The organism is Pseudomonas sp. OTU5201 (genome assembly GCF_038440135.1).
GTDB lineage: Bacteria > Pseudomonadota > Gammaproteobacteria > Pseudomonadales > Pseudomonadaceae > Metapseudomonas > Metapseudomonas resinovorans.
Genome location: NZ_JASATC010000020.1, coordinates 1 through 25,203, shown reverse-complemented (window position 1 = coordinate 25,203; position 25,203 = coordinate 1). Strand labels below are relative to the sequence as shown.

The 25,203-nt window shown below is 61.3% G+C and carries 24 protein-coding genes, 1 tRNA gene and 2 pseudogenes; 8 read left to right on the top strand and 19 right to left on the bottom strand.

Going from position 1 to position 25,203, the window contains the following annotated elements; translation table 11 throughout:
* The first annotated feature begins 378 nt into the window (after positions 1-378).
* From AAHM40_RS14140 to AAHM40_RS14130, 3 genes and pseudogenes are all read left to right on the top strand, one after another.
* Positions 379-1,089 carry a WbqC family protein gene (locus AAHM40_RS14140; RefSeq protein ID WP_342245213.1) on the top strand — a complete coding sequence of 237 codons (711 nt, stop codon included), beginning with the start codon at positions 379-381 and terminating at the stop codon, positions 1,087-1,089.
* 141 nt (positions 1,090-1,230) lie between these two features.
* Positions 1,231-1,855, top strand: a pseudogene (locus AAHM40_RS14135) (IS3 family transposase); the annotation flags it as partial.
* Between the two features lie 269 nt (positions 1,856-2,124).
* A tRNA-Met gene (locus AAHM40_RS14130) sits at positions 2,125-2,201 on the top strand.
* 92 nt (positions 2,202-2,293) lie between these two features.
* Here AAHM40_RS14130 and AAHM40_RS14125 read toward each other — a convergent pair.
* The 5 genes and pseudogenes from AAHM40_RS14125 to AAHM40_RS14105 all read right to left on the bottom strand — a co-directional run.
* On the bottom strand, positions 2,294-2,554 hold the full coding sequence (locus tag AAHM40_RS14125) for a Txe/YoeB family addiction module toxin (protein ID WP_342245212.1): 261 nt from the start codon (positions 2,552-2,554) through the stop codon (positions 2,294-2,296).
* Complete coding sequence (locus AAHM40_RS14120; protein ID WP_446731573.1) at positions 2,554-2,910, bottom strand: type II toxin-antitoxin system Phd/YefM family antitoxin; 357 nt, start codon at positions 2,908-2,910, stop codon at positions 2,554-2,556. The genes AAHM40_RS14125 and AAHM40_RS14120 overlap by 1 nt, the downstream gene beginning before the upstream one ends.
* 263 nt (positions 2,911-3,173) lie before the next feature.
* Complete coding sequence (locus tag AAHM40_RS14115) at positions 3,174-3,593, bottom strand: type II toxin-antitoxin system VapC family toxin (protein WP_342245211.1); 420 nt, start codon at positions 3,591-3,593, stop codon at positions 3,174-3,176.
* Complete coding sequence (locus tag AAHM40_RS14110; RefSeq protein ID WP_342245210.1) at positions 3,590-3,835, bottom strand: FitA-like ribbon-helix-helix domain-containing protein; 246 nt, start codon at positions 3,833-3,835, stop codon at positions 3,590-3,592. Before AAHM40_RS14110 ends, AAHM40_RS14115 begins: the two co-directional genes overlap by 4 nt.
* A 35-nt stretch (positions 3,836-3,870) precedes the next feature.
* A pseudogene (locus AAHM40_RS14105) lies at positions 3,871-4,174 on the bottom strand (phage integrase); the annotation flags it as partial.
* Positions 4,175-4,328: 154 nt separating this feature from the next.
* Between AAHM40_RS14105 and AAHM40_RS14100 the strand changes: the two are divergent.
* Positions 4,329-4,556: a hypothetical protein gene (locus AAHM40_RS14100; protein ID WP_342245209.1), complete on the top strand. Its 228-nt coding sequence runs from the start codon at positions 4,329-4,331 to the stop codon at positions 4,554-4,556.
* A gap of 412 nt (positions 4,557-4,968) precedes the next feature.
* On the top strand, positions 4,969-5,790 hold the full coding sequence (locus AAHM40_RS14095; RefSeq protein ID WP_342245208.1) for an FkbM family methyltransferase: 822 nt from the start codon (positions 4,969-4,971) through the stop codon (positions 5,788-5,790).
* Here the strand turns inward: AAHM40_RS14095 and AAHM40_RS14090 are convergent.
* From AAHM40_RS14090 to AAHM40_RS14040, 11 genes are all read right to left on the bottom strand, one after another.
* A complete protein-coding gene (locus AAHM40_RS14090; protein WP_342245207.1) occupies positions 5,765-6,046 on the bottom strand; it encodes a hypothetical protein in 282 nt (93 codons plus the stop codon). The genes AAHM40_RS14095 and AAHM40_RS14090 overlap by 26 nt on opposite strands.
* Positions 6,047-6,051: 5 nt before the next feature.
* Positions 6,052-6,963, bottom strand: coding sequence for a DMT family transporter (locus AAHM40_RS14085; RefSeq protein WP_342245206.1), 912 nt, complete (start codon positions 6,961-6,963; stop codon positions 6,052-6,054).
* A 3-nt stretch (positions 6,964-6,966) separates the two neighbouring features.
* Complete coding sequence (gene can / locus AAHM40_RS14080; RefSeq protein WP_028629909.1) at positions 6,967-7,611, bottom strand: carbonate dehydratase; 645 nt, start codon at positions 7,609-7,611, stop codon at positions 6,967-6,969.
* A gap of 71 nt (positions 7,612-7,682) precedes the next feature.
* Positions 7,683-8,135: a ribosomal protein S18-alanine N-acetyltransferase gene (gene rimI, locus AAHM40_RS14075; RefSeq protein WP_342245205.1), complete on the bottom strand. Its 453-nt coding sequence runs from the start codon at positions 8,133-8,135 to the stop codon at positions 7,683-7,685.
* Positions 8,132-8,935, bottom strand: a complete 804-nt coding sequence (locus AAHM40_RS14070) for an energy transducer TonB (RefSeq protein ID WP_342245204.1) — start codon at positions 8,933-8,935, stop codon at positions 8,132-8,134. Before AAHM40_RS14070 ends, rimI begins: the two co-directional genes overlap by 4 nt.
* On the bottom strand, positions 8,932-10,482 hold the full coding sequence (locus tag AAHM40_RS14065; protein ID WP_342245203.1) for a 2-isopropylmalate synthase: 1,551 nt from the start codon (positions 10,480-10,482) through the stop codon (positions 8,932-8,934). Before AAHM40_RS14065 ends, AAHM40_RS14070 begins: the two co-directional genes overlap by 4 nt.
* 179 nt (positions 10,483-10,661) lie before the next feature.
* Entirely contained in the window at positions 10,662-12,986 is a 2,325-nt protein-coding gene (locus AAHM40_RS14060) for a DUF6160 family protein (RefSeq protein ID WP_342245202.1), read from the bottom strand.
* A gap of 10 nt (positions 12,987-12,996) precedes the next feature.
* Positions 12,997-13,605 carry a DUF6160 family protein gene (locus AAHM40_RS14055; RefSeq protein ID WP_137823674.1) on the bottom strand — a complete coding sequence of 203 codons (609 nt, stop codon included), beginning with the start codon at positions 13,603-13,605 and terminating at the stop codon, positions 12,997-12,999.
* Positions 13,595-14,623, bottom strand: coding sequence for a hypothetical protein (locus AAHM40_RS14050; RefSeq protein WP_342245201.1), 1,029 nt, complete (start codon positions 14,621-14,623; stop codon positions 13,595-13,597). Before AAHM40_RS14050 ends, AAHM40_RS14055 begins: the two co-directional genes overlap by 11 nt.
* Positions 14,624-14,625: 2 nt before the next feature.
* Entirely contained in the window at positions 14,626-15,672 is a 1,047-nt protein-coding gene (locus AAHM40_RS14045) for a DUF6160 family protein (RefSeq protein ID WP_342245200.1), read from the bottom strand.
* A 174-nt stretch (positions 15,673-15,846) separates the two neighbouring features.
* Entirely contained in the window at positions 15,847-16,455 is a 609-nt protein-coding gene (locus tag AAHM40_RS14040) for a hypothetical protein (RefSeq protein ID WP_342245199.1), read from the bottom strand.
* A 236-nt stretch (positions 16,456-16,691) separates the two neighbouring features.
* Here AAHM40_RS14040 and mksB point away from each other — a divergent pair, with 236 nt between their 5' ends.
* Genes mksB through mksF form a run of 3 tightly spaced genes read left to right on the top strand, consistent with a single transcriptional unit; the run spans position 16,692 to position 21,492 of the window.
* A complete protein-coding gene (gene mksB, locus AAHM40_RS14035; RefSeq protein ID WP_342245198.1) occupies positions 16,692-17,951 on the top strand; it encodes an Mks condensin complex protein MksB in 1,260 nt (419 codons plus the stop codon).
* On the top strand, positions 17,951-18,661 hold the full coding sequence (mksE, locus tag AAHM40_RS14030) for an Mks condensin complex protein MksE (RefSeq protein ID WP_342245197.1): 711 nt from the start codon (positions 17,951-17,953) through the stop codon (positions 18,659-18,661). Before mksB ends, mksE begins: the two co-directional genes overlap by 1 nt.
* Complete coding sequence (mksF, locus tag AAHM40_RS14025) at positions 18,658-21,492, top strand: Mks condensin complex protein MksF (protein WP_342245196.1); 2,835 nt, start codon at positions 18,658-18,660, stop codon at positions 21,490-21,492. The genes mksE and mksF overlap by 4 nt, the downstream gene beginning before the upstream one ends.
* Before the next feature lie 56 nt (positions 21,493-21,548).
* Here the strand turns inward: mksF and AAHM40_RS14020 are convergent, their stop codons facing one another.
* The 3 genes from AAHM40_RS14020 to AAHM40_RS14010 are packed head-to-tail and all read right to left on the bottom strand — an operon-like array spanning position 21,549 to position 25,105.
* Positions 21,549-23,840, bottom strand: coding sequence for a PqiB family protein (locus AAHM40_RS14020; protein ID WP_342245195.1), 2,292 nt, complete (start codon positions 23,838-23,840; stop codon positions 21,549-21,551).
* On the bottom strand, positions 23,833-24,456 hold the full coding sequence (locus AAHM40_RS14015) for a paraquat-inducible protein A (RefSeq protein ID WP_342245194.1): 624 nt from the start codon (positions 24,454-24,456) through the stop codon (positions 23,833-23,835). The genes AAHM40_RS14020 and AAHM40_RS14015 overlap by 8 nt, the downstream gene beginning before the upstream one ends.
* Positions 24,443-25,105, bottom strand: a complete 663-nt coding sequence (locus AAHM40_RS14010; protein WP_342245193.1) for a paraquat-inducible protein A — start codon at positions 25,103-25,105, stop codon at positions 24,443-24,445. The genes AAHM40_RS14015 and AAHM40_RS14010 overlap by 14 nt, the downstream gene beginning before the upstream one ends.
* Positions 25,106-25,203: the final 98 nt, after the last annotated feature.

Genomic DNA, 25,203 nt, shown 5'->3' with positions numbered 1-25,203 from the left:
CGTGATGACGCTCGAAAAGCGCGTCAGCATGGGGCCGCCGCATTTCCTTACGCCTCAATGCCGCGCAGGGGCGGAGCACAGGCAGGCCGACGAGACCCGTCAAAATAACGACTAGCGGGAACCACGAATCAACTCACTGACCCTCCGGGATTGTTTTGTAAATGAATTTACCCACTGTGAGGGCGCGCCGCGCGTATCAACTGCGGGCTAAGAGAGCGCGCTGTCCGGCCCACCCAACGAGCCTTGAAGCCAACTGCCGCACTTAACGCCGGCAGAACGAAATATTTCGAATAACTTTCTGGGGCGACGCAGAAAATGGTTAATTTTTGCACTGCTAGAATCGCCAAAGAATCGAACTACGCATGATGGCGCGCAATCATGTCCAAAACGATTTCAATAATGCAGCCGTATGCCTTCCCATATATTGGGTATTTCTGCCTGATCGAGGGGAGCGACGTGTTTGTGTTTTACGATGACGTTAACTATAAAAAGCGCGGCTGGATCAATCGCAATAAAATCCTGATAAATGGGCGCCCGCACAACTTTACCATCCCACTGTCGAAAGGCAGTCAAAACAAATTAATCTGTAATACACAAATGCATTCCTTTGAAGACTTTAAGCATAAATTCCTCAAACAGATACAGCGAACCTATAGAAAATCCCCATTCTACGAAGTCGGCTACAAGTATGTTTACGATGTCCTCAGCGCCAAAAACGAAACAATTTCCGACGTGGCAATAACATCGATTGAGAAGCTTTATGAGATGATCGGGGAAAACAAGAAATTCGTTCGCTCTTCGGCTTGTTTTGCGAATACAAGGGGCATGGCCAGACCCGATAGACTCATTGAAATCACAAAGCTTCTTGACTCGAATAGCTACATAAACTCCATCGGAGGCACTCAACTCTATTCGAAAGACCACTTCGCGAACAAAGGCGTGAACCTGTCCTTTGTAAGGCCAAGACTAAAAATCTATAAGCAGGCCGGCACCAGAGAATTTATTGCCGGACTGTCCATCATTGACGTCGTCATGAATAACGATATAGAAAATATAAAACTGCACCTGCAGTCTTATGAACTTGTTTGAAAGTTGATCATCATGGAACTGACTAAAACGCCTGACCGCTGAATAACCAATGAATCACCCGGCTTTCCTAATCCCCCGGAAAATGACTTCCCGCCTCTGTTGAAATATTCCAGTTCCGTTACATTGTTTTGTCCAGTAAACATGAGTCGCCCCGGGTTTCGTGGAGGCCAGTCGCTGCGCACCACCGTGCCGGCTGATCAGGCTGCCTGCCCGCTGGATCGCGTGCATCGACAGTTCCATGCCGACCGCCCTAGCCAGTTGTGGGTATCCGACTTCACCTATGTGTCGACCTGGCAGGGCTGGCTGTACGTGGCCTTCGTGATCGACGTCTTTGCGCGGCGCATCGTCGGTTGGCGAGTCAGTAACAGCATGAAGACTGACTTTGTGCTGGATGCTCTGGAGCAGGCCCTGTACGCCCGTCAAGCGCATCGCACGGGTGGCCTGATCCACCACAGCGACCGTGACAGCCAGTACGTCTCGATCCGCTAGACCGAGCGACTGGCGGAGGCCGGTATCGAACCCTCGGTTGGCAGCAAGGGCGATAGCTACGACAACGCATTCGCCGAGACCATCAACGGGCTGTACAAGGCTGAGCTGATTCACCGTCAATCATGGAAGATTCGCGGGGCCGTGGAGATGGCCACTCTGCGCTGGGTGCACTGGTACAACAATGAGCGTCTGCTGAGCTCAATCGGGTATATCCCCCCCTGCGGAGGCTGAGGCAACCTCCTACCGGCAACAAACGGGTCAGGCTATGGCGGCCTGACTTAAACGAAACGGCCTCCACGAAACCCGGGGCGATTCAGTCTGATCCACGAAAAAGCCCCCGGACCTCCGGGGCTTTTTGCTTCTGTAGGATGGTGTTGAGCGAAGCGATACGCATCACGGGCAACTGCTTCGATCCGCTGAAAACCCTCCCCGGCCACCGCGCTTCCCTGAAAACGTTCTCACCACCTAAACAATTGAAAGATCACAAAATTATCTAAGCGAAGGGGTTGACAGCCCCCCAACAGATACGGAAAATGCGCGCCACTCGGCTACATAGCTCAGTCGGTTAGAGCGCAGCATTCATAATGCTGATGTCCCAGGTTCAAGTCCCGGTGTAGCCACCATACAAATCAAAGGGTTAGCGCAAGCTAGCCCTTTTTTGTTTTGGGCGGCAGACTACAAGCCGACTCCCCCCCTCTCCGCGCATCTCTACCGGTCAGTAGTGATAGCGGCACGAAAGAATCTCCAACGCGTCTCCCGCCTGTCGATAGACCAGACGGTTAGTGTCGTCGATTCGCCTTGACCACCACCCCGACAAATTCTCTTTCAAGGGTTCAGGTTTGCCGATCCCTTCGAATGGACTTCGACAGCAATCCTTGATGAGCAGGTTGATACGCTTCAGCGTCTTCTTGTCCTGGCCTTGCCAGTACTCATAGTCGGCCCATGCCTCAAGGGACCAAACGAGGCGACTCGTCATCAGCGATCCGCCTTACCTGGTTTCGCAGCGGCAGCAGCCCGCGCTTTTGTAGTTGCAGGTTTGGCAGGCGAACTCTTTGCGACCTTGCGGGGACGTTGCTCATCGCCCTCCACTAACTGCCGCACTAGCGTTTGGCCGGACTCCATTTGAGCCAGCGATCGCGCCAGGTGAGCGGCGTTGGCCGGGGACTTCAGCAGATGAACGGTTTCCATCAGGCTGTTAAAGCTGTCGAGCGAAAGCAGTACCGCATCCGGCGCATCGCGACGTGAAATAACGGTGAAGTCCGAGTCGTCGACGACATCATCGATGACCTTCTTCAGATTGTTGCGGGCATCAGAGAAATTGACTACGCGCATAGCGGCACCTCATGTGCAATTTACTGTACAAGTCTATCGCTCATGGACGCCGACTAGCAAATCGCTGCGCAGCCTGGGTTGGCAGTTCATTTGCCTCCAGGGACACGTAGTGACGTTCCTAGCTGCGCTAGAGGAGAAAGGCTAAGCACAGACTGTAGTGGTCTACAGAACTTCCGTGTGGTAGGCGAACCGATTGGCCTACTGGTGCCGATCTTGGGATAGCCGCGAGGATACAGCGAGCCACCTGCATCCCGAGCGCTTCGCTACTCGCCCCACGGATTGAGCAACGGAACACCAAACGCCTCAAAGTGGCGGACATTCCTAGTAGCGATCTTGGCGCCGTGAAGCCGGGCAATCGCGGCGATCTGACCATCTGCCATATCAGCGATCTTCCCCCTACCCTCAGTAGCCGCAACTAGGTCGGCATAGTGCATAGCAGCGTCCGCATCGAAGGGCAGGATGTTGCCGGCGAACTCCTCGTCGAACATGTCGGTAGCAAATGCATAAAGCGCGTCCTTGCGCTTGCCGTCCGGCATCCTGGCGATGCCATAGAAGATCTCGGCGACGGTGATGGAGCAGATAACCAAATCGCGACCCGGCTGAGCATCCACCCAGGCGATGACCTTCGGATCAGGCTTCGCCCGCATCAGCTCAGACAGCACATTGGTATCTAGCAGGATCATTCATCAAAGTCCGCTGCACGTGCCTTTGTATTGCGGGGAGGCAACTCCAGGTCCACGCCGCCCATGGGGGCAAAACGTGCGTGTATCCGGGTACCCATTCCGCTGGGCTTGTTCTGCTTCGCTAGAGCTTCGGAAAGGATCACCCTCACCTCTTCCTCCATCGATCGGCCATGACTGGCCGCCACGACACGAAGCCGAGCTTTCAGGTCGTCGTCCAGGTTGCGAATCGTGATGCTGGCCATAGGAACCTCCAGTGAAATCATTGCAATCACTGAAATCATACTGGGGTGTGACCACTTTGAGCCAGCGGAGACAGACGCAAGGCCGACTCCAGGTGATCCGGCGACAGGTGCGCATAGCGCATGGTCATGTTGATCGACGCGTGTCCGAGGAATCCTCTGCGGACTGAGAATGCGCCCCATCATGTAGTGGCTGGCAAGGGTGTGCCGCAGGATTTGGGTCATCTGCCCTGGAGTGTGGAAACCACAATGCTGGTAGGCACTGCGAGACGCAGCCCTGCAGGACATGAACAGCCGACCGCTTCCTGGCAACCTGACCTTAAGTGCCATCGTCTCCACTTCGGCATGTAGTGACTCGCACAGATGTGCCAAAGGCTGTGTTGTCTTCAGATCCATCCGAAAACTACACAGGAATATTCCGAACCTCTACTTCCCATGTAGCACGCCTTTTCACGCCATGGTCCTCTCGTCCGGTCATCCATGCGAGGCAATCCACATGCAAATTCATGTTGGCGAACGCAGGGAAGGTGATGTTCTGACACTGAGGGTTCTGGAAGGAGTCAGCGAAACAGTGTTGATGGCGATGTTGAAGGCGGAGGGGATCGAGATCGTGATTGGGCCGATTGTGAATGGCTCGGCGCGGCTCGAACTCCGAGCGCCTAAAAGGATGTTGGTCCTGGTGGAGAAGGCACCGCCTGGGCCGGTAGCGATTGATTCAAGCTGACTATCGAGAACCCTGCCCCGGCGGGGTTCTCTTTTGAGTAACGTGTGGCTGTTGGCCTTAGATGCGCTCAGCGCCAACCTACATGCAGTGCGCTCTCTTTGAGACAACCGCAAGCGACAAAGCTGGTTATTGCTGACGAGAGCGACTTGGTGCCGCAGGGATTGGCAACTGTATTTGTTCAGGCAACCTCGTGTCGGTATTGTTCGCCTTAGCTCGGCCTAGCAGGCAGTGAAGACCTTACGAATCCTATTATTGCCCCGATTGCGGGGCTTCGGACTCGCCAGTTCCGGTGAGGATGAGCGCACGATGCAGCCGGATGTTTCACTTGGGATGCCTGGTGAGTTCTACCGCGAGCTACGACGTTGGCCCATATAAAAGACAGATAAAAACCAGTACCCCGCACGGAGCATCAATGACGTTTATTTCTTATGCGCAAAATTTCGAAGACATCAGGCTGTGGCGTGCGCTGAAGTTCTTTGAAAATGGGTTTTATATTGATGTTGGCGCCAACGATCCCTCAGTTGACTCAGTAACGCGTGCGTTTTACGAGCGCGGCTGGCGAGGGATAAACATTGAGCCGGCCCAGGCGTTTCACGATGCCCTCTGCGAGCACAGGCCCAATGATACAAACCTGCGCTGCGCGGCGGGCGACGGCGAAAAGGAGCTCACCTTTTACGACATACCTGGAACCGGGCTGTCGACGCTGGATGCCGATCTGGCAAGAACTCACAAAGACGCCGGCTACGACGTACAAACCAAAGTCATTAAATCCAGAACGCTGCGCTCGATATGCGAAGAGCACGCTCCAAAGACCATTCACTTTCTGAAGATCGATGTCGAAGGCCACGAGGAGTCTGTCTTGCGTGGCATGGATTTCAGCAAGTGGCGGCCATGGATCGTTCTTGTGGAAACACCGTTCGACAGGTCCCCGACGTGGGAGCGAATCATCACGGAGGCGTCCTATCGCTTCATTCAGTTTGATGGGCTCAACAGCTTTTATCTGGCGGAAGAGCATCTGAACCTGATCGGCGCTTTTGAAACACCGCCAAGCTTTCTGGATGAATTCAAGCTGTGCTACGGCCACCATTTCAGCTTTCCGGTCGGGGAGCTGGAAAACGCGTTAGCAGCCGAGAAGCAACGTGCCAACCAAGCGGAGGCTGAACTTCTTGCTCTTAAACAGAGCCGGTCCTGGCGGGTAGTGCAGGTGTTCAGGGCGATGCTGGGTCGCCGCTGACGCGGATAGTTTCAAAGCCGAAGTCCGCCCGCCACTTGCCCAGCAAGACGTTCTCCACGGCAGTTTCCAGCCGTTTGGCGAGAGTGGGTTGCTGCCAGTGGTAGCCGGCCACTCGCCGCTTGGTAGGGGACGATGCGGCGCAGAAGATGCCGGCATCATGGCTCTGCAGAGCCTGGAGAGTAGTGTGTGGTACGGGGTTGCCGCCGCACTGAAAGCAGCCCCAGTCGGCCCCGGACATGACGACTAGCGCGTGCATTGGGCTCACCTCAACGACGGACGTGTCGCCAGCAGCAGGCCGGCGAAAATCAACGCCCCGCCGAACCAATGGTAAGCCTGCAACCCCTCGCCCAACAGCAGGTAGCCCAGCAACGCAGTGAACACTGGCATCAGGTAGTTGGTGAGCACGGCCTTGGCCACCCCCAGTACGCGGATGCCCTGGTTCCAAAGCAGGTAGGCCAGCAGCGAGGCAGCAACGCCAGTGTAGGCGATGGCGGCGAGGTTTTCCGTCGAAAGTTCGAAGCGCTGCCCGCTGGCGAGCTCCAGCAGGTAGAACGGCAGCAGCATGGGCACGCCGCACGCCACCAACGCCCCCAGCAGCACCAGCGGTGGCAGCTTGAAGTAGCTGTTCCAGCGGCGCAGCAGCAGGGTATAGAGGGCCCAGTCGACGACGGCGAGCAGCATGATGAGGTCGCCCGGGTTGAACGACAGGGCGGCCAGTTGCTCCAGCCGCCCCTGGGCGATCAGCACCAGCAGGCCGACGGTCGCCACCGCCATGCCGAGCCAGGCACGTCGGGGTGGCCATTCGTTGAGCAGGACGCCAGCGCCGATGAAAGTTGCTAGCGGTAGGCAGGTGTTGAGAAGTGTGAGGTTTATGGCCACCGTGGTGCGCGCAGCAAAATAGAGCAGCACACTGAAGGTGCTGATACCCAGGGCCGCCACTACCAGCAGACGCCACCCGGCGTAGCGCAGGGCGCTGCGGTGCTCCCACATGGGACGGGCAACGAAGGGAAGGAGAATGGCTAGCGCCAGGCTCCAGCGCCAGAAGGCCAGGCTGAAGGGTGGGATGGAATCGTGGAAAGCACGGGCGACGAGGGCGTTACCGGCCCAGAAAACGCTGGCCACAAGCAGGCCGAGCCAAGCCAGGCCAACGGCCCGGCTGTTGTACTGCGTCATGGTTCAGTTCTGTCCGAGTGGGCGCAGGCGGTACTGCGGCGGCAGTTGTTCCATGCCGCTGACGGTGACGTTGAGGTTCTTCCAGATACCGTCCTTGATGCCGTAGATGCAGCCGTGGACGGAGAGTTCCTGGCCGCGATGCCAGGCGTTCTGGACGATGGTGGTGTGGCTGACGTTGGCCACTTGCTGAATGACGTTGAGCTCGCAGAGACGGTCGACGCGTTCCTCTTCAGTAGCGAAGGTGGCCAGGTGCTCGCGCTGCTCGTAGTAAAGGTCGCGGATGGTGCGCAGCCAGCCGTCGATCAGACCGTACTGGGTGTCGCGCATGGCGGCGCGCACGCCACCGCAGCCGTAATGGCCGGTGACCAGGATGTGGCGCACCTTGAGTACATCCACGGCGTACTGAATGACCGAGAGGCAGTTGAGGTCGGTGTGTAGCACGACGTTGGCCACGTTGCGGTGGACGAAGAGGTCGCCAGGCAGCATGCCGACGATTTCGTTGGCCGGCACGCGGGCGTCGGAGCAGCCGATCCATAGGTATTCCGGCACCTGCTGCTTGGCCAATTTGGCAAAGAAGTCCGGATCTTGCTGCTTGATCTTCTCGGCCCAGCGCGCATTGTTGTCGATCAGCTGTTGCAGGTCGCTCATGCTTCTTCTCCTCTTCTGGCTGGCGGCACCTTACGGAGCACTGGAAGCTTTGGCAATGGCCTGCGCGGGGCTCAATCGATCAGCGTGCAGGCCATGACAAGGGCGTCTTCGCGGCCACCCGCGGCGGGGTAGTAATCGCGGCGACGGCCGATTTCGTTGAAGCCGTAACGCTCGTACAGGCGGTAGGCGGACTGGTTGCTGGCGCGCACTTCGAGGAAGCATTCGCCGGCCTGCAGCTCGCGGGCGCGCTCCATCAGGCGCTCCAGAAGGCGCAGGCCCAGGCCGCGGCCCTGGCTTTCCGGCTTGACGGTGATGTTCAACAGGTGGGCCTCGCCGACGATGACGTTGATCACGCCATGACCGACCTGCTGGCTGCCTTCGAACATAAGCCAGCAGTCGTAGGACTTGAGGCTGTCGGTGAAGATTCCGCGAGTCCAGGGGTGGCTGAAGGCGGCATATTCAATTTTCAGTACGGCATCGAGATCCGCCTCAGTCATCGGGCGGAAGGAAACAGCGTCGGTCATTCAGTGTTCTTCCAGCGGCGCATCACACGGCGCATGGCTTGCCAGAGTTCGCCCTTGCGCTCGGGCTCGTCCATCAACAGTTCCAGACCCGGTAGGGCCCAGGCTGCGCCCAGGCCGTCGACCTGCAGTTCGCGGTTGAAGGCGGTGGCATCCGCCTCACCGGCAAAGCGCACCGCTGGGAGGCCTACCAGCCAGAGGCAGGCGCAATCGCCCTGCTCTTCCACGCGCATGCCGACGAAGCCCTGAACGAAGTCTCGAGCCGCGTCTGGGCCCTGGTCCATGTTGCCGCGGCTGAGCAGCGGCCAGCGCACCGGTTCACCGAGGATCTGCGGGCTGTCCGGCAGGCCGCCGGCACGCAGCAGGTCTTTAAGCAGTAGGTAGGCCGGATCGCGGCTCTGGAAGGGTTCGCCGGTGGGCAACTCCACCAGCAACAGGCAGTTGCCGGCTCGCAGCAGTTGCAGGGAGAAACGCGGCGGCGGCAGCGTTTCCACCTTGGCCGGCGTGGTTTCCGGCTCGGCAGCCGCTTCGGGTTCGGGCTGCACAGCCGGACGCAGGGTGCTGCCTGGACGGGGAACCTCGATCTTGGTGCGCACGGAGGTCGCCGCCTGACGGGCCTCCGCTGCAGGTGCTTCGGAAGTTACGTCGGCAACTGGCGCCGGTACGTCCTCAAGGGGGACCTCCGGGGCCAGGGCCAGCAACTCGGGGTTGGAGGGCGCGGCAAAGGGCAATGCCACGCGCGGTAGCCAGGTGGCTACCTGCATGGCATTGAGATATGCGCGACGACGGTGTTCTGTGATCAAACGTCAGCAACCTGTGGGTGAGCCTTGCGTACGCCGGCCTGCATCAGGTTCAGCGCATTGAGGTAGGCCTTTGCGGAGGCGACAACTATATCGGTATCTGCACCGTTTCCGTTGACGATTCGTCCGGCTTTTTCGAGGCGGACGGTAACTTCACCCTGGGAATCGGTGCCCTGGGTGATGGCGTTGACCGAGTAGAGCTGCAGGCTCGACTCAGACGCGGCCAGACTTTCGATGGCCTTGAAGGTGGCGTCCACCGGGCCGGAGCCCTCGGCGCTGGAGCCTTGCTCCACGCCGTCGATGGCCAGCACCAACTTGGCCTGGGGCACTTCGCCGGTCTTGGAGGCGACTTCCAGGTAGACCAGTTTGAAGTGCTCCGGCGCCTCCTCGCCCAAGGTGTCGGAGACCAGCGCCTGCAGGTCTTCGTCGAAGATCTCGTGCTTCTTGTCCGCCAGCTCCTTGAAGCGGGCGAAGGCGGCATTCAGGTCGGCCTCGCTGGCCAGCGCGATGCCGAGCTCGTCCAGGCGGGTGCGGAAGGCATTACGCCCGGAGTGCTTGCCCAGCACCATCTTGTTGGTGTGCCAGCCGACGGACTGGGCGGACATGATCTCGTAGGTTTCGCGGTGCTTGAGCACGCCATCCTGGTGGATGCCCGACTCATGAGCGAACGCGTTGGCGCCGACGATGGCCTTGTTCGGCTGCACCGGGAAGCCGGTGATGCCAGACACCATCCGCGAGGTGCTGAGGATGTGCGGCGTGTCGATATTGGTGTAGACGCCGAGCACGTCCTGGCGGGTCTTGATGGCCATGACGATCTCTTCCAGCGCGGCATTGCCGGCGCGCTCGCCTAGGCCGTTGATGGTGCATTCCACCTGGCGGGCACCTACGGCAACGGCGGCCAGGGAGTTGGCCACGGCAAGTCCGAGGTCGTTGTGGCAGTGCACGGAGAACACCGCCTTGTCGGCATTGGGGATGCGCTGCAGCAACTGGCGCATGGTGTCGGCGTACTGGTGGGGAATGGCGTAGCCCACAGTGTCGGGGATGTTGATGGTGCGGGCGCCGGCGTCGATGGCGGCCTCGATGATGCGGCAGAGGAAATCGATTTCGGAGCGGCCGGCGTCTTCGCAGGAGAATTCCACGTCTTCGCAGAGGTTGCGTGCACGTGTCACCGCCCGGATGGCCTGCTCCACCACCTGGTCCGGCTGCATGCGCAGCTTGTACTGCATGTGGATGGGGCTGGTGGCGATGAAGGTGTGGATGCGCGCGGAGTTGGCGCCGGCCAGGGCTTCGGCGGCGCGGTCGATATCGGCATCCACCGCCCGCGACAGGCTGCACACGGTGCTGTCCTTGATGCTGTCGGCAATGGCCTTGACCGCCTCGAAGTCACCGGGACTGGCGATGGCGAAGCCGGCCTCGATCACGTCCACCCGCATGCGCTCCAGGGCCTTGGCAATGCGCAGCTTCTCTTCCTTGGTCATGGAAGCGCCGGGGCTCTGCTCGCCGTCCCGCAGGGTGGTGTCGAAGATGATGACGCGATCTTGGCTGCTCATGTCTCGCTCCTCACGGCCCTACCGTACGTGCGGCGAGGGCTCAGGCTGATGGTGCCGGACTGCTTGTGGCGACGGCACCCGATCAGGGAATTGTGGCGTGAAAAGCGGTGGGCGGAAAGGTCGGTGGGCAGGTGGTGGCGAGCAGGGGCAGACCCTACAGGAAAAACCTTTCGCGCTGGTCAGTTGATCGGCGTAGCCGTCAGGTTTGCGCTGATATCCGCGTTCTGCACCTTAATGCCGTACATGGAGGTGACGGCGCCGCCCGTGGGGTGGACATGCTGCAGGCGATCGACGTTGATTTCCTTGAAGTGGATGCGGCCGTTCACCGCAAAGCCCAGCGGGTCGGGGGTGACGGGGGTGCAGCTGCCGCCGTTGTCGGTGCAGACCTTGGTCGGGGCAACGTCGAGGTTGAGGTCGGCATTGAAGCCGTGGGTGTTGGCGTTGGGATTGCTGGGGTTGCCGTCGGAGGTGGAGAAGTTATCCACAACCAGCTGGCTACCGGTACCAGCGACGCCATTGACGCGGTTGGTTTCCCAGACGATCTGGTTGCGTTTCTCGTCGGTGGCCACGCCGTTGGTGGTGCTTTCGATGGCGGTATCGCGAACGAAGACGTTCTTCAACTTCACCGACACGCCTTCGTTACCCCGATCCTCCCAACGTCCGCCGCTGGCCGAGCAGGCGCCGGCACTGGTGCCACTGCCGCCCACACAGAGGGCACCGGCACCGCCGGAGCTGAGCGCCAGCGTGGAGCCCAGCTCATAGCGTTTGAGCACCAGCCGGCCCAGGCTGGTGCCGGTGGCGCGATCCCCCCAGCGCAGGTCGCTGACTTCCAACTTCGACCAATAGGTGCCCTTGCGCAGTTCGATGCCGTTGTTGCTCACGTCCACCGAGCCATCGCGCAAGTGCATGTCGTAGGTGGTGCCGGCCAGCCAGAGGCCCTTGCCGGTTTCATCCACCGTGATGGCGGCGCGGGCGTCACTGAAGACGAAATCGGCGTTGTAGCGCAAGCCGTCGCCACTGCTCCCCCCCGGCAGCAGGGTGATCTGGCCATTCAGGATGAAGTCGTAGGCCGGGAAGATTTCCATCAGCACCAGCAGTTCGGTGCCGCCCTGCAACGGCGCATCGGCCGATCCCACGCGCAGGCCGTCGAAGCTGTAGCCGCCCTTGATGTTGGAAAGCCCCAGGCGCAAGCCATCGAAATGGCCGTTGTAGTTGCCCTTGCCCATGTCGCTCTGGGTACCGGCGTAGCAGCCGGTGCTGGCGCCGCCGGCGCAGCTTTTGGTCAGGTCCAGCGTGAGCTGGCCGGTGCCGTTGGTGCGCAGGCCGCTGAACCACATGCTGTTGCCGTTATCGGTGAGGGAAACCGAGCTGTTGGCCATGTTCCAGCTGACGTCGGCCGTCACGCCCTTGGCCCCGGAGTTGGGATCGCCACCCGGACGCAGCTTGAGCCAATTTTGCTTGGTGCCGTCATTGGCGAAGTTGAGGTCGATGGCCAGGCTACCGAGCTTCTGATTGGTCGGGTTGCCGATGATCAGGCCGCCGAGGGTGGCGTTCAGCTTGAGGTCCTGGAAGGCCACTTGGGCATAACTCCCGCCAGCGTCCTGGGCCAGGTCGATGGTCAGTCCACCGAGGCTGCGCAGGGTGCCGGAGAAATTTTCAGCACGCAGGATGCCTTCGTCCTGGTACTGAAACAGGCTGCTGCCGATGCTCAGGTCCGGGCGGATGCGAATGCCTTCGCCGCTGGCGCCCCCGCTGGCGACGCTGAGGCTGCCGCCCAGGCGCAAGTCCATGTTCAACTTGCCGAAGCTGCGGCTGGCGTTGGCGTCGCGCGGATCCGGCGCGCCGGGTGTCGCGGGCGAGGCCGTGGGGTCGCCATGGGCGAGGTCGAGGCTGATGCCGCCGACGGTCCCGACGAAGCGCGCATCCCCCAGGTTCAGCTTGACCTCCTGGCCCGTGCCGCCGCTGACGATGTCCAGGTAGGCGTTGTCCAGGTAGGTGTCGAAGGACAGCCCTTTGACGATGAGGTCGAAGCCGTTGTCGCGGTAATAGAAGGTCACATCGGAGAGGGACAGCCGGCTGTCGTCCACCGCGATGCCACTGACGCCACTGGCCCCGCCTCCCTTGAGCTTCAAGGTGGCGCCCAGGGTGTAGAAGGCGCGGAAGGAACCGAAACTCTTGCTACTGCCGTCCATCTCGATGTTGTTCACCGCCAACACCTGCGGGCTGGCGCTGTGCTGGATCTGCAACTGACCATCCTGCACGTCGAGGGTCGACTGGGACGTGCTGGTACTGCCGCTGGCGGCCCGGTTGCTCACATCCCGCAGATTGAGGCTGCGGCCGTCCTGCGTATAGCTGACGTTGCTGGCGAACCAGCCCTGGCTGGAGGTTTCCAGGTTGATGCCGCCCTGACCACTGACCGAAGCCATAGTGGAGTCGTCCAGCGCTTCCATGGCCTGGGCCTGGGAGGCGAGGAGGATGCCGAACAGCAAGGGGGCTGGGCGCATGGGCGGTTCCTCAGTTCTTCGGGAAAATCAGCACGCTGCCCTGCATGCGGATGGTGCCGTCAATCTTCGCCGAGAAGATATTCGTCTGCTGGTAACTGGGGTTGCCGCCATTGGCGACGGTGCCGGACTTGTTCTGCCAGCCGCCCTGGTTGGCCACGCCGAAGGCGAAGCTGCCGTTCTTGAAGCGCATCTCGTTGGGCAGGCCGAGGGCCAGGACATCCTGGTTGAAGGCCGCACCGTCGCCGCCGAAACCGCTGTTGATCAGCCGGGTGTTCAAGGTCAGGCCCTCGAAGCTGAAAATGCCCTTGAGGTTGTCCAACACGTACCAGCCGCCATTGGCCTCGGAGCGGATGGCGATGCGCAGGCCGCAACTTTCCGGGGTGGCGGCACCAGCGATGGCGCAGCTGCGCTCGTTGGCCGTCCATGTGGCCGGGTTGTTGGACGCCGGTGTATTCCAGAGCACGCCACCGTTCTTGTTGATGCTGAACTCGCCAGAGAGATATACCCCGCCCTGCCCACTCATCTGGCTCAGGTCGGCATCCTCGAGTGCTTGCAGTTCAGCTCTGGCCAGCATGGGAAGTACCAGCAACGTCGCCAGGTAGAGCGCCCTAGAGGTCATGGCTGGTCACCTTGAGGTAATTGATGCTGAGGCCCTGGAGCGCGTTGTAGCCGAAGTTGTACCCGCCGCTGGAGAAGCTGCCGCTGCCGGTCTGGAGGCTGTTGATGACGATGTTGGTGCGCGGCGCGTTGGCGTAGAAGTCAGCAGCCAGGGCGTCTTTCTGCGCCTGGGTGGTGCCGGACGCCGTCGGGTTGGGAAGCTCCAGCACGAACTGGCCGTTGCTGCTCACGTCAAACAGCAGCGGCTGGGTCTTGCCGTAGCCGAGGGAGATGTTGGCGTAGGCGTTGTTGAGGAAGATGGTGCGGTCGCGCTGCTCGGTGGCGGTCATGCAACCGGTGGTGCCGGCCGCGCAGCTCATGATCTGAAGGCTCTTGGCAAAGAGGTTGATGCGCGCCTCGCCGACCATCTGGTTGCGACCGCTATCGCCCCACAGCCGCAGGTAGGAGCCGTCCATCGCCAGTTCGGCGAAGTCCAGGTTGAGGATATCGGTGCGTCCGGCCGCCACTTGGAAATCGAAGCGAATCCCCAGGTCGACCTTCTCGCTGGCCCGGCTGGAGCAGTTGTTGCCGGCACCGGCGAAACCGCCAATGCAGGGTTGGCCGGCAGCACCAGTCAGCCGCTCGGGAAACATGAATTCCAGGACAGTGACATTACTCGGGGTGGTCTGTACCCATTGTCCGTCGTCCCGCAGCGTCCGCATGTCCTCGCCCTTGGCCAGGTTGAGGGCGAAGGGATGGTCGAGCCGACCAATGGTTACCGGGCTGAGGTTCGCGCCTTTGTTGCTGCCGGCGGCGCCAAGGTAGAACTCCTTCACCGCGATGGGGACGTTCTGCTTGGCGGCGTTGGTGATGTCGTTGATGGTGATGGTGGCGTTTTTGGCATCCAGCAGGACCTGGTCCAGCACGAAGCCGATTCCGGCACCGTCCACATTGGAGAGCTCCGCGTCATCCAGCGCCTTGAGTTCAGCCTGCGCTCTGGCGGCGGCTAACGACAGCAGGATCACAATGGTTCTACGCATGCTCAGCACCCCGCGGTGGCTGTGCCCAGGCAGGTGTCCTGCCGCGGGATGCCATTGAACGCCTGCTCGAAGTCGATATTGACCGGCGATACCAGGTTGCCGTTGGCGTCGCGGTACTTGGGCATGTTCATGAAAGCGCCCTTGAGGGCGGTCATGAAGGCGTTCTGGTCCATGTCCTTCCACGCCAGGTCCTGGGTCTGGAAGGAGATGAAGAAGCCCTTCGCCGCGCCCTCCATGGTATTCATGTTGCTGATATTGCCCACCGGCAGGGATTTGAAGTCGCTGAGCGGGAAGCAGGTATTAAGGGAGAGGATGCCGCAACCGCTGGACTTGAAGAGGCTGAGCAGAGCGTCGGAGAGGCCGCCGAGGTTACAACCGCTGACGCAACTCAGCGCCGTGCCATTGGTGAGGCCGGCCATGCCACCGCGTACCGGATCGGCGTTGCCGCTGGAGTTCACTAGCGTCGCGTCCGCCTGCAGTTGGGTGTCGTCGTCGATGCCCGCCAGAGCCAGCAGGAACTGATCCCAGCCGGAAGCCTTGTCAATGATGGGCTTGGCAGTGCCGGTAATGTGCACCGGGATATTCCCGGTCAGGCTCTGGATATCCCCTGACAACACGCCCTTGGCTTCGCCGAATCCGATGCGCACGCCCACCACCTTGTTACCGGAATAGGCCAGTTCGACGAAGGGATCGGCGATACGGAATGGGTTAACCGAGCCGTCCGCATTCACGGTTCCGAGGGCGAAGTTGTTGATGAGGATGTCGGACGAACCGGCGACTTCCCCCGCCCGGGTTGCGGCGTCGTCGTACTGGCCGAGCTGGAGCTTCTTCATGTTCAGCTGGGTGTCGACGTTCACCCCGAAGTTGACGCGGGTGTAGTTGATCCCGGCATTGGCATCGGTGGTCAGGTTGATGAAGGCCTGGCCAGTGATGTTGGACAGTTCGCTGTCGGCCAGCTCCTCCATTCGCGCCTGGGCGATGGACGTGGAGAACACCCCGGCAAGGAGAATGGCCTTCAGCGACCAGGCGGGCAGCGGATTCGAACGCATGGCGACATCCCTGATTGTTCTTGTATGGGCAAGCGACGAAGACTCGTCCCCTTTCTAGCCACTATAGGGAGGCCGGCCGGGAAGCGTCCCGACCCATAGTCGAGTTGAGGGTGCGTGTCAGGAAGTCCGCGACGGATAGCTGTTACCCATCGCAACAAAGGGGTAACGCCGAGGTCAGCCCCGGCGGAACAGGCCGATCAGGTGATCGGCGATCGCGCCCTTGATGTTCGAGACCTCCAGGCGTGAGTTGCGTCCCAGGCGGCTCGTATCGATGCGATGCAGGTGCAGCGAAGGCATGCGTGCCTCGTACTCGCGCAGGTCGCCTTTGACGAGCACCGGCAGGAACTGCTCACCCCGCGACTGGTAACGCTGGATCAGCAGCTTCAGGCCGTCGTGGAAGGGCAGCTCGTAGGAAGGACTCAGGCGGTGTTCACCGGGGATCTTCAGGTAGAGGCCGGTCGAGCCCAGCACTTCGCCAGGCAGGATGTGGATGCCGGTGGGCAGCACGGCATCGGCGGGAATGTCATGGAAGGTGTCGTGCCAGGCCAGCTCATCCGGAAGGATGGTGATGCTGCCGTGCTCCTCCTCCGGCACCACGAAGCTGTATCGGCTGTAGAGCTTTTCCACATAAGCCGAGTAGACGCACAGGCGGTTCTCGAAGTGCAGCAGGAAGTCGATGGCCTCTTGCCGGTTGGTGATGGCGTCGAGGTCCCAGTCCAGGTCGGTCTGGCGTTCCAGCTCGGCCCAGCGGGCGTCGGCGAGAAGTGCGGATTCGGGGCTCATGGTTCCTGCGGTCATACAGCGGACGTTCCCCTAACGCAGAAAACATGCCAGCGAATTCAATCACTTGCACGGGGATTTCCGGCCTTTTTCGGGCCTCTGATAGCACGATGCCAGTCGTAAACTGCCAAAAAACGTCAGTCTCGGGCGGGTGTCGCTCCTCTGATCGGTTGAAGCTCAATCGCCGCCAGCAACCTGAAGTACAATCGCCTCTTTTTTCAGCGAACCCCGGCCAATCGATGATCGATCCCAAGCGCGTACTGCGCGCCCTAGCCGAACACTGGACGTTGCTCGAGCCGCTCTGCGAGCGCTTCGATGCCGGCACCTTGAGCCTGGTGGAACTGCGCGTGCAGCTCGCCGGCCAGTTGCCGGAGGGCACGCCCACCGACGTGACCGCCCTGCTCGACCTCTGGGTGCGCCTGGATATCCTGGTTCCCGTGGCCAAGAGTCCGAACCGCTTCGAGCTGAACGCGCAGATCCACGACTTCCTCGCCTACCTGCGGCGCGAACACCGTCTCGGCCTGTGCCTGGAGATCGAAGCCTACCTGCGCCACCTGGAACGCCTCGCCGGCTACATCCAGGAAGCCTTCGAAATCCGCGACGGCAACGACCTGGCGCGCCAGCTGCGCCTGCTCGACATGCGTGTGCGCGACGTCCTGAAGAAGCTCGACAACGACGAGCAGGCCCTGGTCGCAGTGGCCGACCGCGCCAAGACCAGCGACCGGCAGATCCCTCTGCGCCAACGCTACGCCGAGGTACTGGCGACCTGGGACGAATACGTCGAGCCGATGATCCAGCTGGTCGCCGCCGATGGCGCCTTCGAGCAAGGCGTGCGCCGTGTCGAGCAAGTGCTGCTGCGCCTGCTCGGCGAGCAACAGCGCCTGGGCCAACTGGTGGACGACGACCTGGTACTGCGCACCCACGCGCGCATCCTGGAAATGCAAACCAGCGCCCAGCTCACCCTGCGCAAGGCCCGGGAACTGTTGCTGCCACTGCGTGAAGAAGCACGCCGGCACAACGCCGTGACCCGTGGCGCCGCCCTGGCCCTATCGGTGATCCGCAAGAAGGGCCTGGATGCCGTACCTCAAGCAGCCATGCCGCTGTTCACCCGGCCGCAGACCACCTTCCTCGGCAGCGGCTCGCAGGTGGAGGCCTATGTCTATGCCCTGGCACGCTTCCAGCCGAAACCGGCGCACTTCCCGAAATCCGGCGGCACGCGCAAGGCCGCTGCACCGCGCTCACCGAAGACCGCGCGGGAAATGCTCGACCGTTGCGAGCAGGCCCTGCCGTTACCAGACCTGATGGTCTGGCTGCTGGAGCAGGAGCCCGAAGGCGCCACAGACGAACTCCTCTACTGGTTCTCGCGCCTCTCCCGCGATTCGCGCTTCTCTCGCGATCGCCTGGAGCGTCGTGACTACCTGACCGCCGAGCACCAGGTCAGCCTGAGCTCCTACGCCCTGATCAAGAGCCCCAACGCCGCGGCCGAGAAGACTTCCTGATGAATATCGACCTGAAAGAAATGACCCAGCTGGCGCCCATCTTCCGCGAGCTGTTCAAGGGCTACCACCTCTCCCGCAGCGAGCCGGAGTGCTACGCCCAGTTGTCCACCATGCAGGACCAGTACCGTGCCCTGTTCAAGGGCCTCGGCTTCGAACTGGTCTGCGACCCACGTGGCTTCTACTACTTCGTGCCGGAGCAGATGGGCGCCCAGGTGAACAAGACCGCGCAGCGCCTGGCGTTGTTCACCTTCATCCTGGTTGAGCACCTGGCCGACCAGGGCCGCGACCCGCTCTCCGTGCTCGATGGCGGCAGCATCGGCCGCGACGAACTGCCGGCCCTGCTGGAGAAGTACCGCGACCTGTTCATGCAGGCCGAGGTGACCACCCATGAAGAGCTGGAAGAGAAGGTGATCCGCCGTCTCACCCAGCTGGGCTTCGCCGAGGACAGCAACGGCATTTACCGCTTCCTGCCGCCGATGCACCGCTTCCTCGACGTGTGTCTGGCCGTGCAACACGACCGCGACTTGGCTGCCAGCCTGCACAGCACCGACCTGGAACTGCGTGCCCCAGTGCTCATGGATGACGACAGTGGCGACACGATCATCCCCATCGACACCCCTGAAATCGTCGACGAATCCGCAGAGTCCGAAGAAGACGCCCTGGCCCGCGCCATGGCAGAAGAACGCGCAGCCCAGGAGGAAGACGCATGAGCCAGGAACGCTACGGCATCCGCCGCTTCGCCCTGCTGAACACCGCTGGATACAGCCTGGGCCTGTTCCCGCTGGAAACCCCGTTGTCGATCTACGGCGCCAACAACCTCGGTAAATCGGCGTCGATCAACGCGCTGCAGTTCCCGATCCTGGCGCGCATGTCGGACATGAGCTTCGGCAAGTACAGCCTGGAGCAGTCGCGCAAGTTCTACTTCGCCACCGATACCAGCTACATCCTCGTTGAAGTCTCCCTGCCCCACGGCCCCCACGTGATCGGCGTGGCCGGTCGCGGTCCGGGCGGCGGCTTCGGCCACCAGTTCTTCGCCTACCGTGGCGAATTGAATCTGGAGCACTACCAGCGCGACGGCACCTGCCTGCGCCAGCGTGAGCTGTTCAACAGCCTGGAACGCGAAGGCATCAAGGCCTACGAGCTCAAGCCCGATGAACTGCGCCGCCTGCTGGTGGGTGGCCACACGTCGATCCCGCTGGACCTGACGCTGATCCCGCTGCGCTCTACCAGCGAACAGAGCCTGAAGACCTTCCGCTCACTGTTCATCAACCTGCTGCACATGCGCGAGATCACCGCGGCCAAGCTCAAGCAACTGTTCCTCGATGCCTTCGAGCACAGCCTGCGCTCCGGCAGCGTGGACTACATCGCTGCCTGCGAAGAGGCCTTCCGCGACGTACGCCGCATGGAGCAGGACTATCAGGCGCTGGTCTCCGCCGGCCCACTGGTCGAGGCGCTGGCCAACGGCGTGGCCCAGCGTGAGACCCTGCGCGGCAAACTGCACCGCATCTCCCCGCTGCTGGACTCCCTGCTGGGCACCTGGCAGGACTACTCCGGCGCCCGCCGCGAGGAACTCGTGATCCAGGCCGAGCACTACCGCAACGAGCAGGACGGTCTGCAGAACGAACAGCGTGGCGGCACCCAGGAAATGATGCGCCTGGAGCGTGCCATCACTGAGAACCAGCGCTGGCTGGGTGAGCTGGCGGTACTGAAGAACCGCTTCGCTCTGGTGGAAAACGCCAAGGTGCTGGAGCAGCAGCTGCTCGCCGCCAAGGACGCCCACGACGAGCTGGCTGGCGCCCTGGCCCAGTCCCGCCAGTTCTCCGCCGAAGACCTGGACGAGCGTCTGCGCGACCTGGAGAAACGCCTGAAGGCGGTCAAGCAGCAGCTCGACCACGCCGACAACAACAGCTACTCGCGCCTGCGCGAAGAGTTCTCCCAGGCCGACGTCGACCGTCTGATGCGCCTGTTCAACGGCCAGCTGTTCAGCCTGCCGCTGGGAGAGAAAGGTATCCAGCTGGACGACGGCGAAGCCTGGGTGAAAACCCTGGAAACTGTGCTCGACCAGTTCAAGGGCAGCCAGTTCGAAGTACCGGGCCTGTCCATCGACCTGTCCCACATCGAGCCGCCGGCCCTGCAGGCCCTGGCCGACCGCGCCGCCCTGCGCGACCAGAAGGACCGCCTGGAACGCGAGCTGAAGCAGCTGAAGACGCAGCAGTCCGTGGCCGCCGACCGCGCCGCGAGCAAGGCCCAGGCCGAGAAGCTGTACCAGGATGTGCTGGACGCCCAGAAAGCCCTGGAAGACTTCCGCAAGGCCCAGACCCTCAGCGCTGAAGAGCCCGTCAAGCTGGAAGAGCTGGCGCAGCTGGAAGCCACCCAGGACGAACTCAAGCGCTCCGCCGATGCCTTCACCGAACGCGTTCAGCAGCTCTCCGCCAAGCTGCAACTGGTAGGTCGCCAGCTCGCCGACCTGGAAGCCAAGGAACGCACCCTGGAAGACGCCCTGCGCCGCCGCCAGCTGCTGCCCGCCGACCTGCCCTTCGGCAAGCCTTTCATGGACCCGGTGGACGACAGCCTGGACAACCTGCTGCCGCTGCTCAACGACTACCAGGACACCTGGCAGGCGCTGCAGCGCATCGACGGCCAGATCGAAGCGCTCTACGCCCAGGTCCGCCTCAAGGGTGTGGCCAAGTTCGACAGCGAAGACGACGCCGAGCGCCGCCTGCAATTGCTGATCAACGCTTACGCACACCGCCAGGACGAAGCCCTGACCCTGGCCAAGGCACGCCGCGCCGCGGTCACCGACATCGCCCGGACCCTGCGCAATATCCGCAGCGACTACGACAACCTGGAACACCAGTTGGCGCTGTTCAACCGCGAGATCAACAAGCGCCAGGTTTCCAACCTACAAAGCTTTCGCATTGTCCTCGCCCCGAACAAGGAAGCCCTGCGTCACATCGATCAGATCATCCACAGCGCCGGGCAGTACGAGGAGGGCGAGACCCTATCGGTCTTCGACCTGACCAACTCGAGCGATCAGGATGCGAAGAACGAAGAGGCCAAGGAATACCTGGCGCGCCTGGTGGCCGCCAACGGCAACCAGTTGGGCCTGAAAGACCTGTTCGAATTGGCCTTCGAGATCACCAAGGTGCACGGCCAGCCGGTCATTCACACCGATATCGACGGCGCCGCCTCCAACGGCACCACGATGACGATCAAGGCGCTGACCAACATGTACCTGCTGCTGCACCTGATGGATCGCGAGCAAGCCGGGCGCATTCGTCTGCCCTACTATCTGGACGAGGCGGCAGACATCGACGAGCGCAACCAGCAGGCGCTGATCGAAACCAGCCAGCAACTGGGCTTCACCCCCATCCTCGCGTCGGTTAAGCCGCAAGTATCGGCCAACGTCGCCATCGACCTGGAAGGTGGCAGTGGCCCGAATGGTATCTACATCGACGAGGCGGACTGGAAGTTCATCAAGCGTCGCGAAGTGGCTAAAGTCGCCCATGATGAGAAGGACGAAGCGGCCGAGCCCGCCTGATCCTTTCGCCAGGAAAGCAAAAGGGCCGAATTGCGGCCCTTTTGTTTGTTACGTGGTTACTTCGCCAAAGGAATCTTCGGCGCCCAGGTCAGCCAGTCGTCCTCGGCATCGTCATGCAGGGCGAAGGTCTGGCCATTGAGTGCGGCGTTGCCCATCTGCCCTTCGTTCGGCGTGGCGAAGGAAATCCCGCCCTCCACCAAGGACTCCAGGGAGCCGGTTCGCACCTTCACGCCATTGAACAGGCTGGCATCCACCCCGACACCGCTGGTGTGCCAGAAGCGGCTGCCGCTGTGCACCAGTGGCGCGTAGCGCGGCTCGATGAGTACATGGATGAACACGCGGTCGGCAGTTTTGCCCAGCTCGTAGGAAAGTACTTTGCCTACCGGTACTTCGCGGTAACTGACGATCACGCCCGGTTTGAGGGAACCACGGCGCGGCGCGCTGAGGGTGATGCGCAAGCCCTCCTCGCGGACGATCGGGTCCGGCGATTCGGCCAGTGCAGTGAAACGCGTCTGCGCGGCTCCTGGATTGGCAGCCGGCAGGACTTCCAGATACTGGCCGCTGACGAGAGTGTCCAGGTTGGCCGTTCGCAACAGGCCGAGCTCCGGACGTACCACCCAGAACTGGCTCCCGGCACGAGCGATGCGGTGGTCTGCCTGGGTGAGGCGAGCCTTGACCACCACGCCAGAGAGGTCGTTGCTCAGGATCACCGACTCCACCTCGCCCACATCGATGCCCTTGAAGCGGATCGGCGTGCCTTCCTTGATGCCTTCGGCCTGGGGAATGGCGATCTCGATGACAGTTCCCTTCTCGATGGCCAGGGCTTCATTGTCGAACAGCGTAAAGCGGCGCGGCCTGGTGACGAGCTTGGCCTTCGGGTCCGGTGTGGTGAAGGTGATGCCGCCCGACAACAGGGTCTGCAGGGATTCGCTCTTCACTTCGACGCCCGACAGTCCGCCCTTGAGGGTAATGCCGCTGGAGTTCCAGAAGCGAGTGGACTCGTTTATCAGCTTGGTGAACTCGGGCTCGATGTGGACACCGATTACCACGCGCCGCTGGTCACGGGACAGCTGATAGCTCTGCACGCTGCCCACGCGCATCTGGCGGAACAGGATCGGACTACCGACTTCCAGGGAGCCTAGGCGGTCGCTGGTCAGCACCAGGTGCAGGCCAGGCGCATCGGTATTGAGTGGGGGCGCCTTGGGTCGAACCTTGAACTCCCGGGTCGGCGTACCCTCCTTCGCAAAGCGCACGGCAATGTAGTTGCCCTTCACCAGGGCCTCGATACCGGTGATGCCCGCCAACGAAATCGACGGCTTCACCGTCCAGAACTCGGTGCCTTCGACAAGATAGTCCTCGGTACGCGGCTCCATGGTCAGCTCAGCGGTTGCGCCGGTGAAGTCCTTGTCCATATCCAGCTTCTTCAGGGTGCCGACCTGCACACCGTTGTACATCACCGGCGTGCTACCCGGGCTGAGGCCGCTGACGTCATCCATGCGCAGCAGCACCCTCAGGCCGGCTTCGGCAGACTCAAAGCCGTCATACAAGCGAAACGGGATGCTGGGATCGGTGGGAGGGCTGTCCTGACGGTGCTCTGGGGTCGCGAACGCTATGCCGCCGGCCATGATGCTGAGCACGGACTCAGTGCGGATCTTCACGCCTGCCAATCCCGCAGTAACGTTGAGGCCACTGGCATTCCAGAAACGCGTGTGCTTGCGCACCAAATGCGCGTAAGGCTGCTCGATGTGTACCTTGATTTCGACCGTGCGCTGATCTTCGGCCAATTGGTAACTCTTCACCTGGCCAACCTGGATCTGTCGGTAATAAACCGGGCTGCCCTGCTCAAGGGACCCCAGGCGTTCAGCCTTCAGGGTAAGGTGCAGACCGGGCAGCGAGTCGGACAGTGGCGGTGGTTCGGGCAGCGCGATATATCGCCGCGCCGCCTCTCCCTTCACGGGATCAATGGCGATATAGATACCGGAGACCAGGGTTTCCAGGCCCGTCACCCCTGCCAGGGAAACCCGCGGGCGAACCAGCCAGAAACGGGTGTCCTTGCTGAGGTAAGGCTCGGCCTCCTTCATCACCTCAACCGTGGCCACCACACCTTGGATGTCATCGCTGACATGCAGGTCGACCACCTTGCCCACCTGGATTCCCTTGTACATCAGTTGGGTCTTGCCCACCTGAATACCATCGCCGTTCTCGAAGCGAATCTGAATCTCGATGCCTGCTTCGCTCATGGCTTTCCAGGCCAGCCAGAGGCCAATGAGCAGCGCCACCAGCGGTAGTACCCAGATTGCGGACCAGCTCGTGGTTTTGCGGGTTTTCGGGGTTGGCAACTCAGGCATTCTCGTCGTCCATATCAGTATTGTCCCAGATCAGTCTGGGGTCGAAGGTCACTGCAGCGATCATGGTGGTCACCACGACACTGGCGAAGGCCGCGGCACCCAGGTTGGCTTCGATGCTGGCCAAGTTGCCGAAGTTCACCAACGCCACGAGGATGGCAATGACAAAGATATCCAGCATTGACCATCGGCCAATCCACTCGATGAAGCGATACATCAGGATGCGCTGACGCGGCGACATAGGCAGTCGCCGTTGCACTGAGTAAAGCAGCAGCGCGATTCCTACTAGTTTGAAAGTGGGCACCAGGATGCTGGCAACGAAGACCACCAGCGCGATTGGCACCATCTCGGCATGAATCAGTTCGAGCACACCGCCCATGATCGTAGAGGGGGCCCCGTTGCCAAAGAAGTTCACCGTCATGATCGGCAGTAAGTTGGCGGGGACATAGAGGATCGTAGCCGTAATCAGTAGCGCCCAGGTTCGAACGATACTATTGGGTCGCCGTGGGTACAGTACTGCGCCGCAGCGGCTGCAATTGCCATGATCCTCATCCGAGTCGGGACGATTCAACTGGTGGCATTCGTCGCAAACGATAATGCCGGCATCAATGGCGCGCATGAGTCTCTCCTTCGGTTTCCAACGCGTCCCAGACCTGATGCGGCGACATGGTCACCTCAAGCCATACCTGCGACAGCAGCAGACCAATGAAACAGACCAGACCGATACCAAGATGCAGGTCGGCCAGATCGATCAGCTTCACGATGGAAACCAGAATCCCCATGAGGTAAACCTCGAGCATCCCCCATTCCCGCAAATGGTGATACAGCCGATAGAGCAACAGTCCCAAGCCAAGTGCGCGGCGAGTTTTGATGCAGACCAGCACGATCAGTTGGCAGAGGAGCTTGATCAGAGGGATGACCATGCTGCAGAGGAACACGAGCACCGCGACGGGTTCCATGCCGGTGTTGTATAGGCCAACAACGCCTGTCCAGACCGTGTCATGGGTCGTTTGCCCAAGCAGGTTGAGTTTCATTATGGGAAGGAAATTGGCCGGGACGAACAGCAGCAACGCCGTCAGCACCAAGGCCATGGCACGACGTTCCATCTTGGAGCGGTGCACCACCAGTTCATAGCCGCACCTGGGGCAACAGGCTTTCTGTTCTTCATCAAGGTCCGGGCGGCGCATCAACAGATCGCATTCGTGGCAGGCAATCAGGTCGTGCAAAGGAAGGTCGGAAAGTGGGCGTTGTTCAGCCTGGTCAGGCATGGTGGCAAGGCTCTCAAGGTATCGCGGCTATTCTAGACGAGCGGAGCGCAGACGGTTGCGATTCAAGAGTTTCCGGGCGCTACCAACTCCGTGAGTCG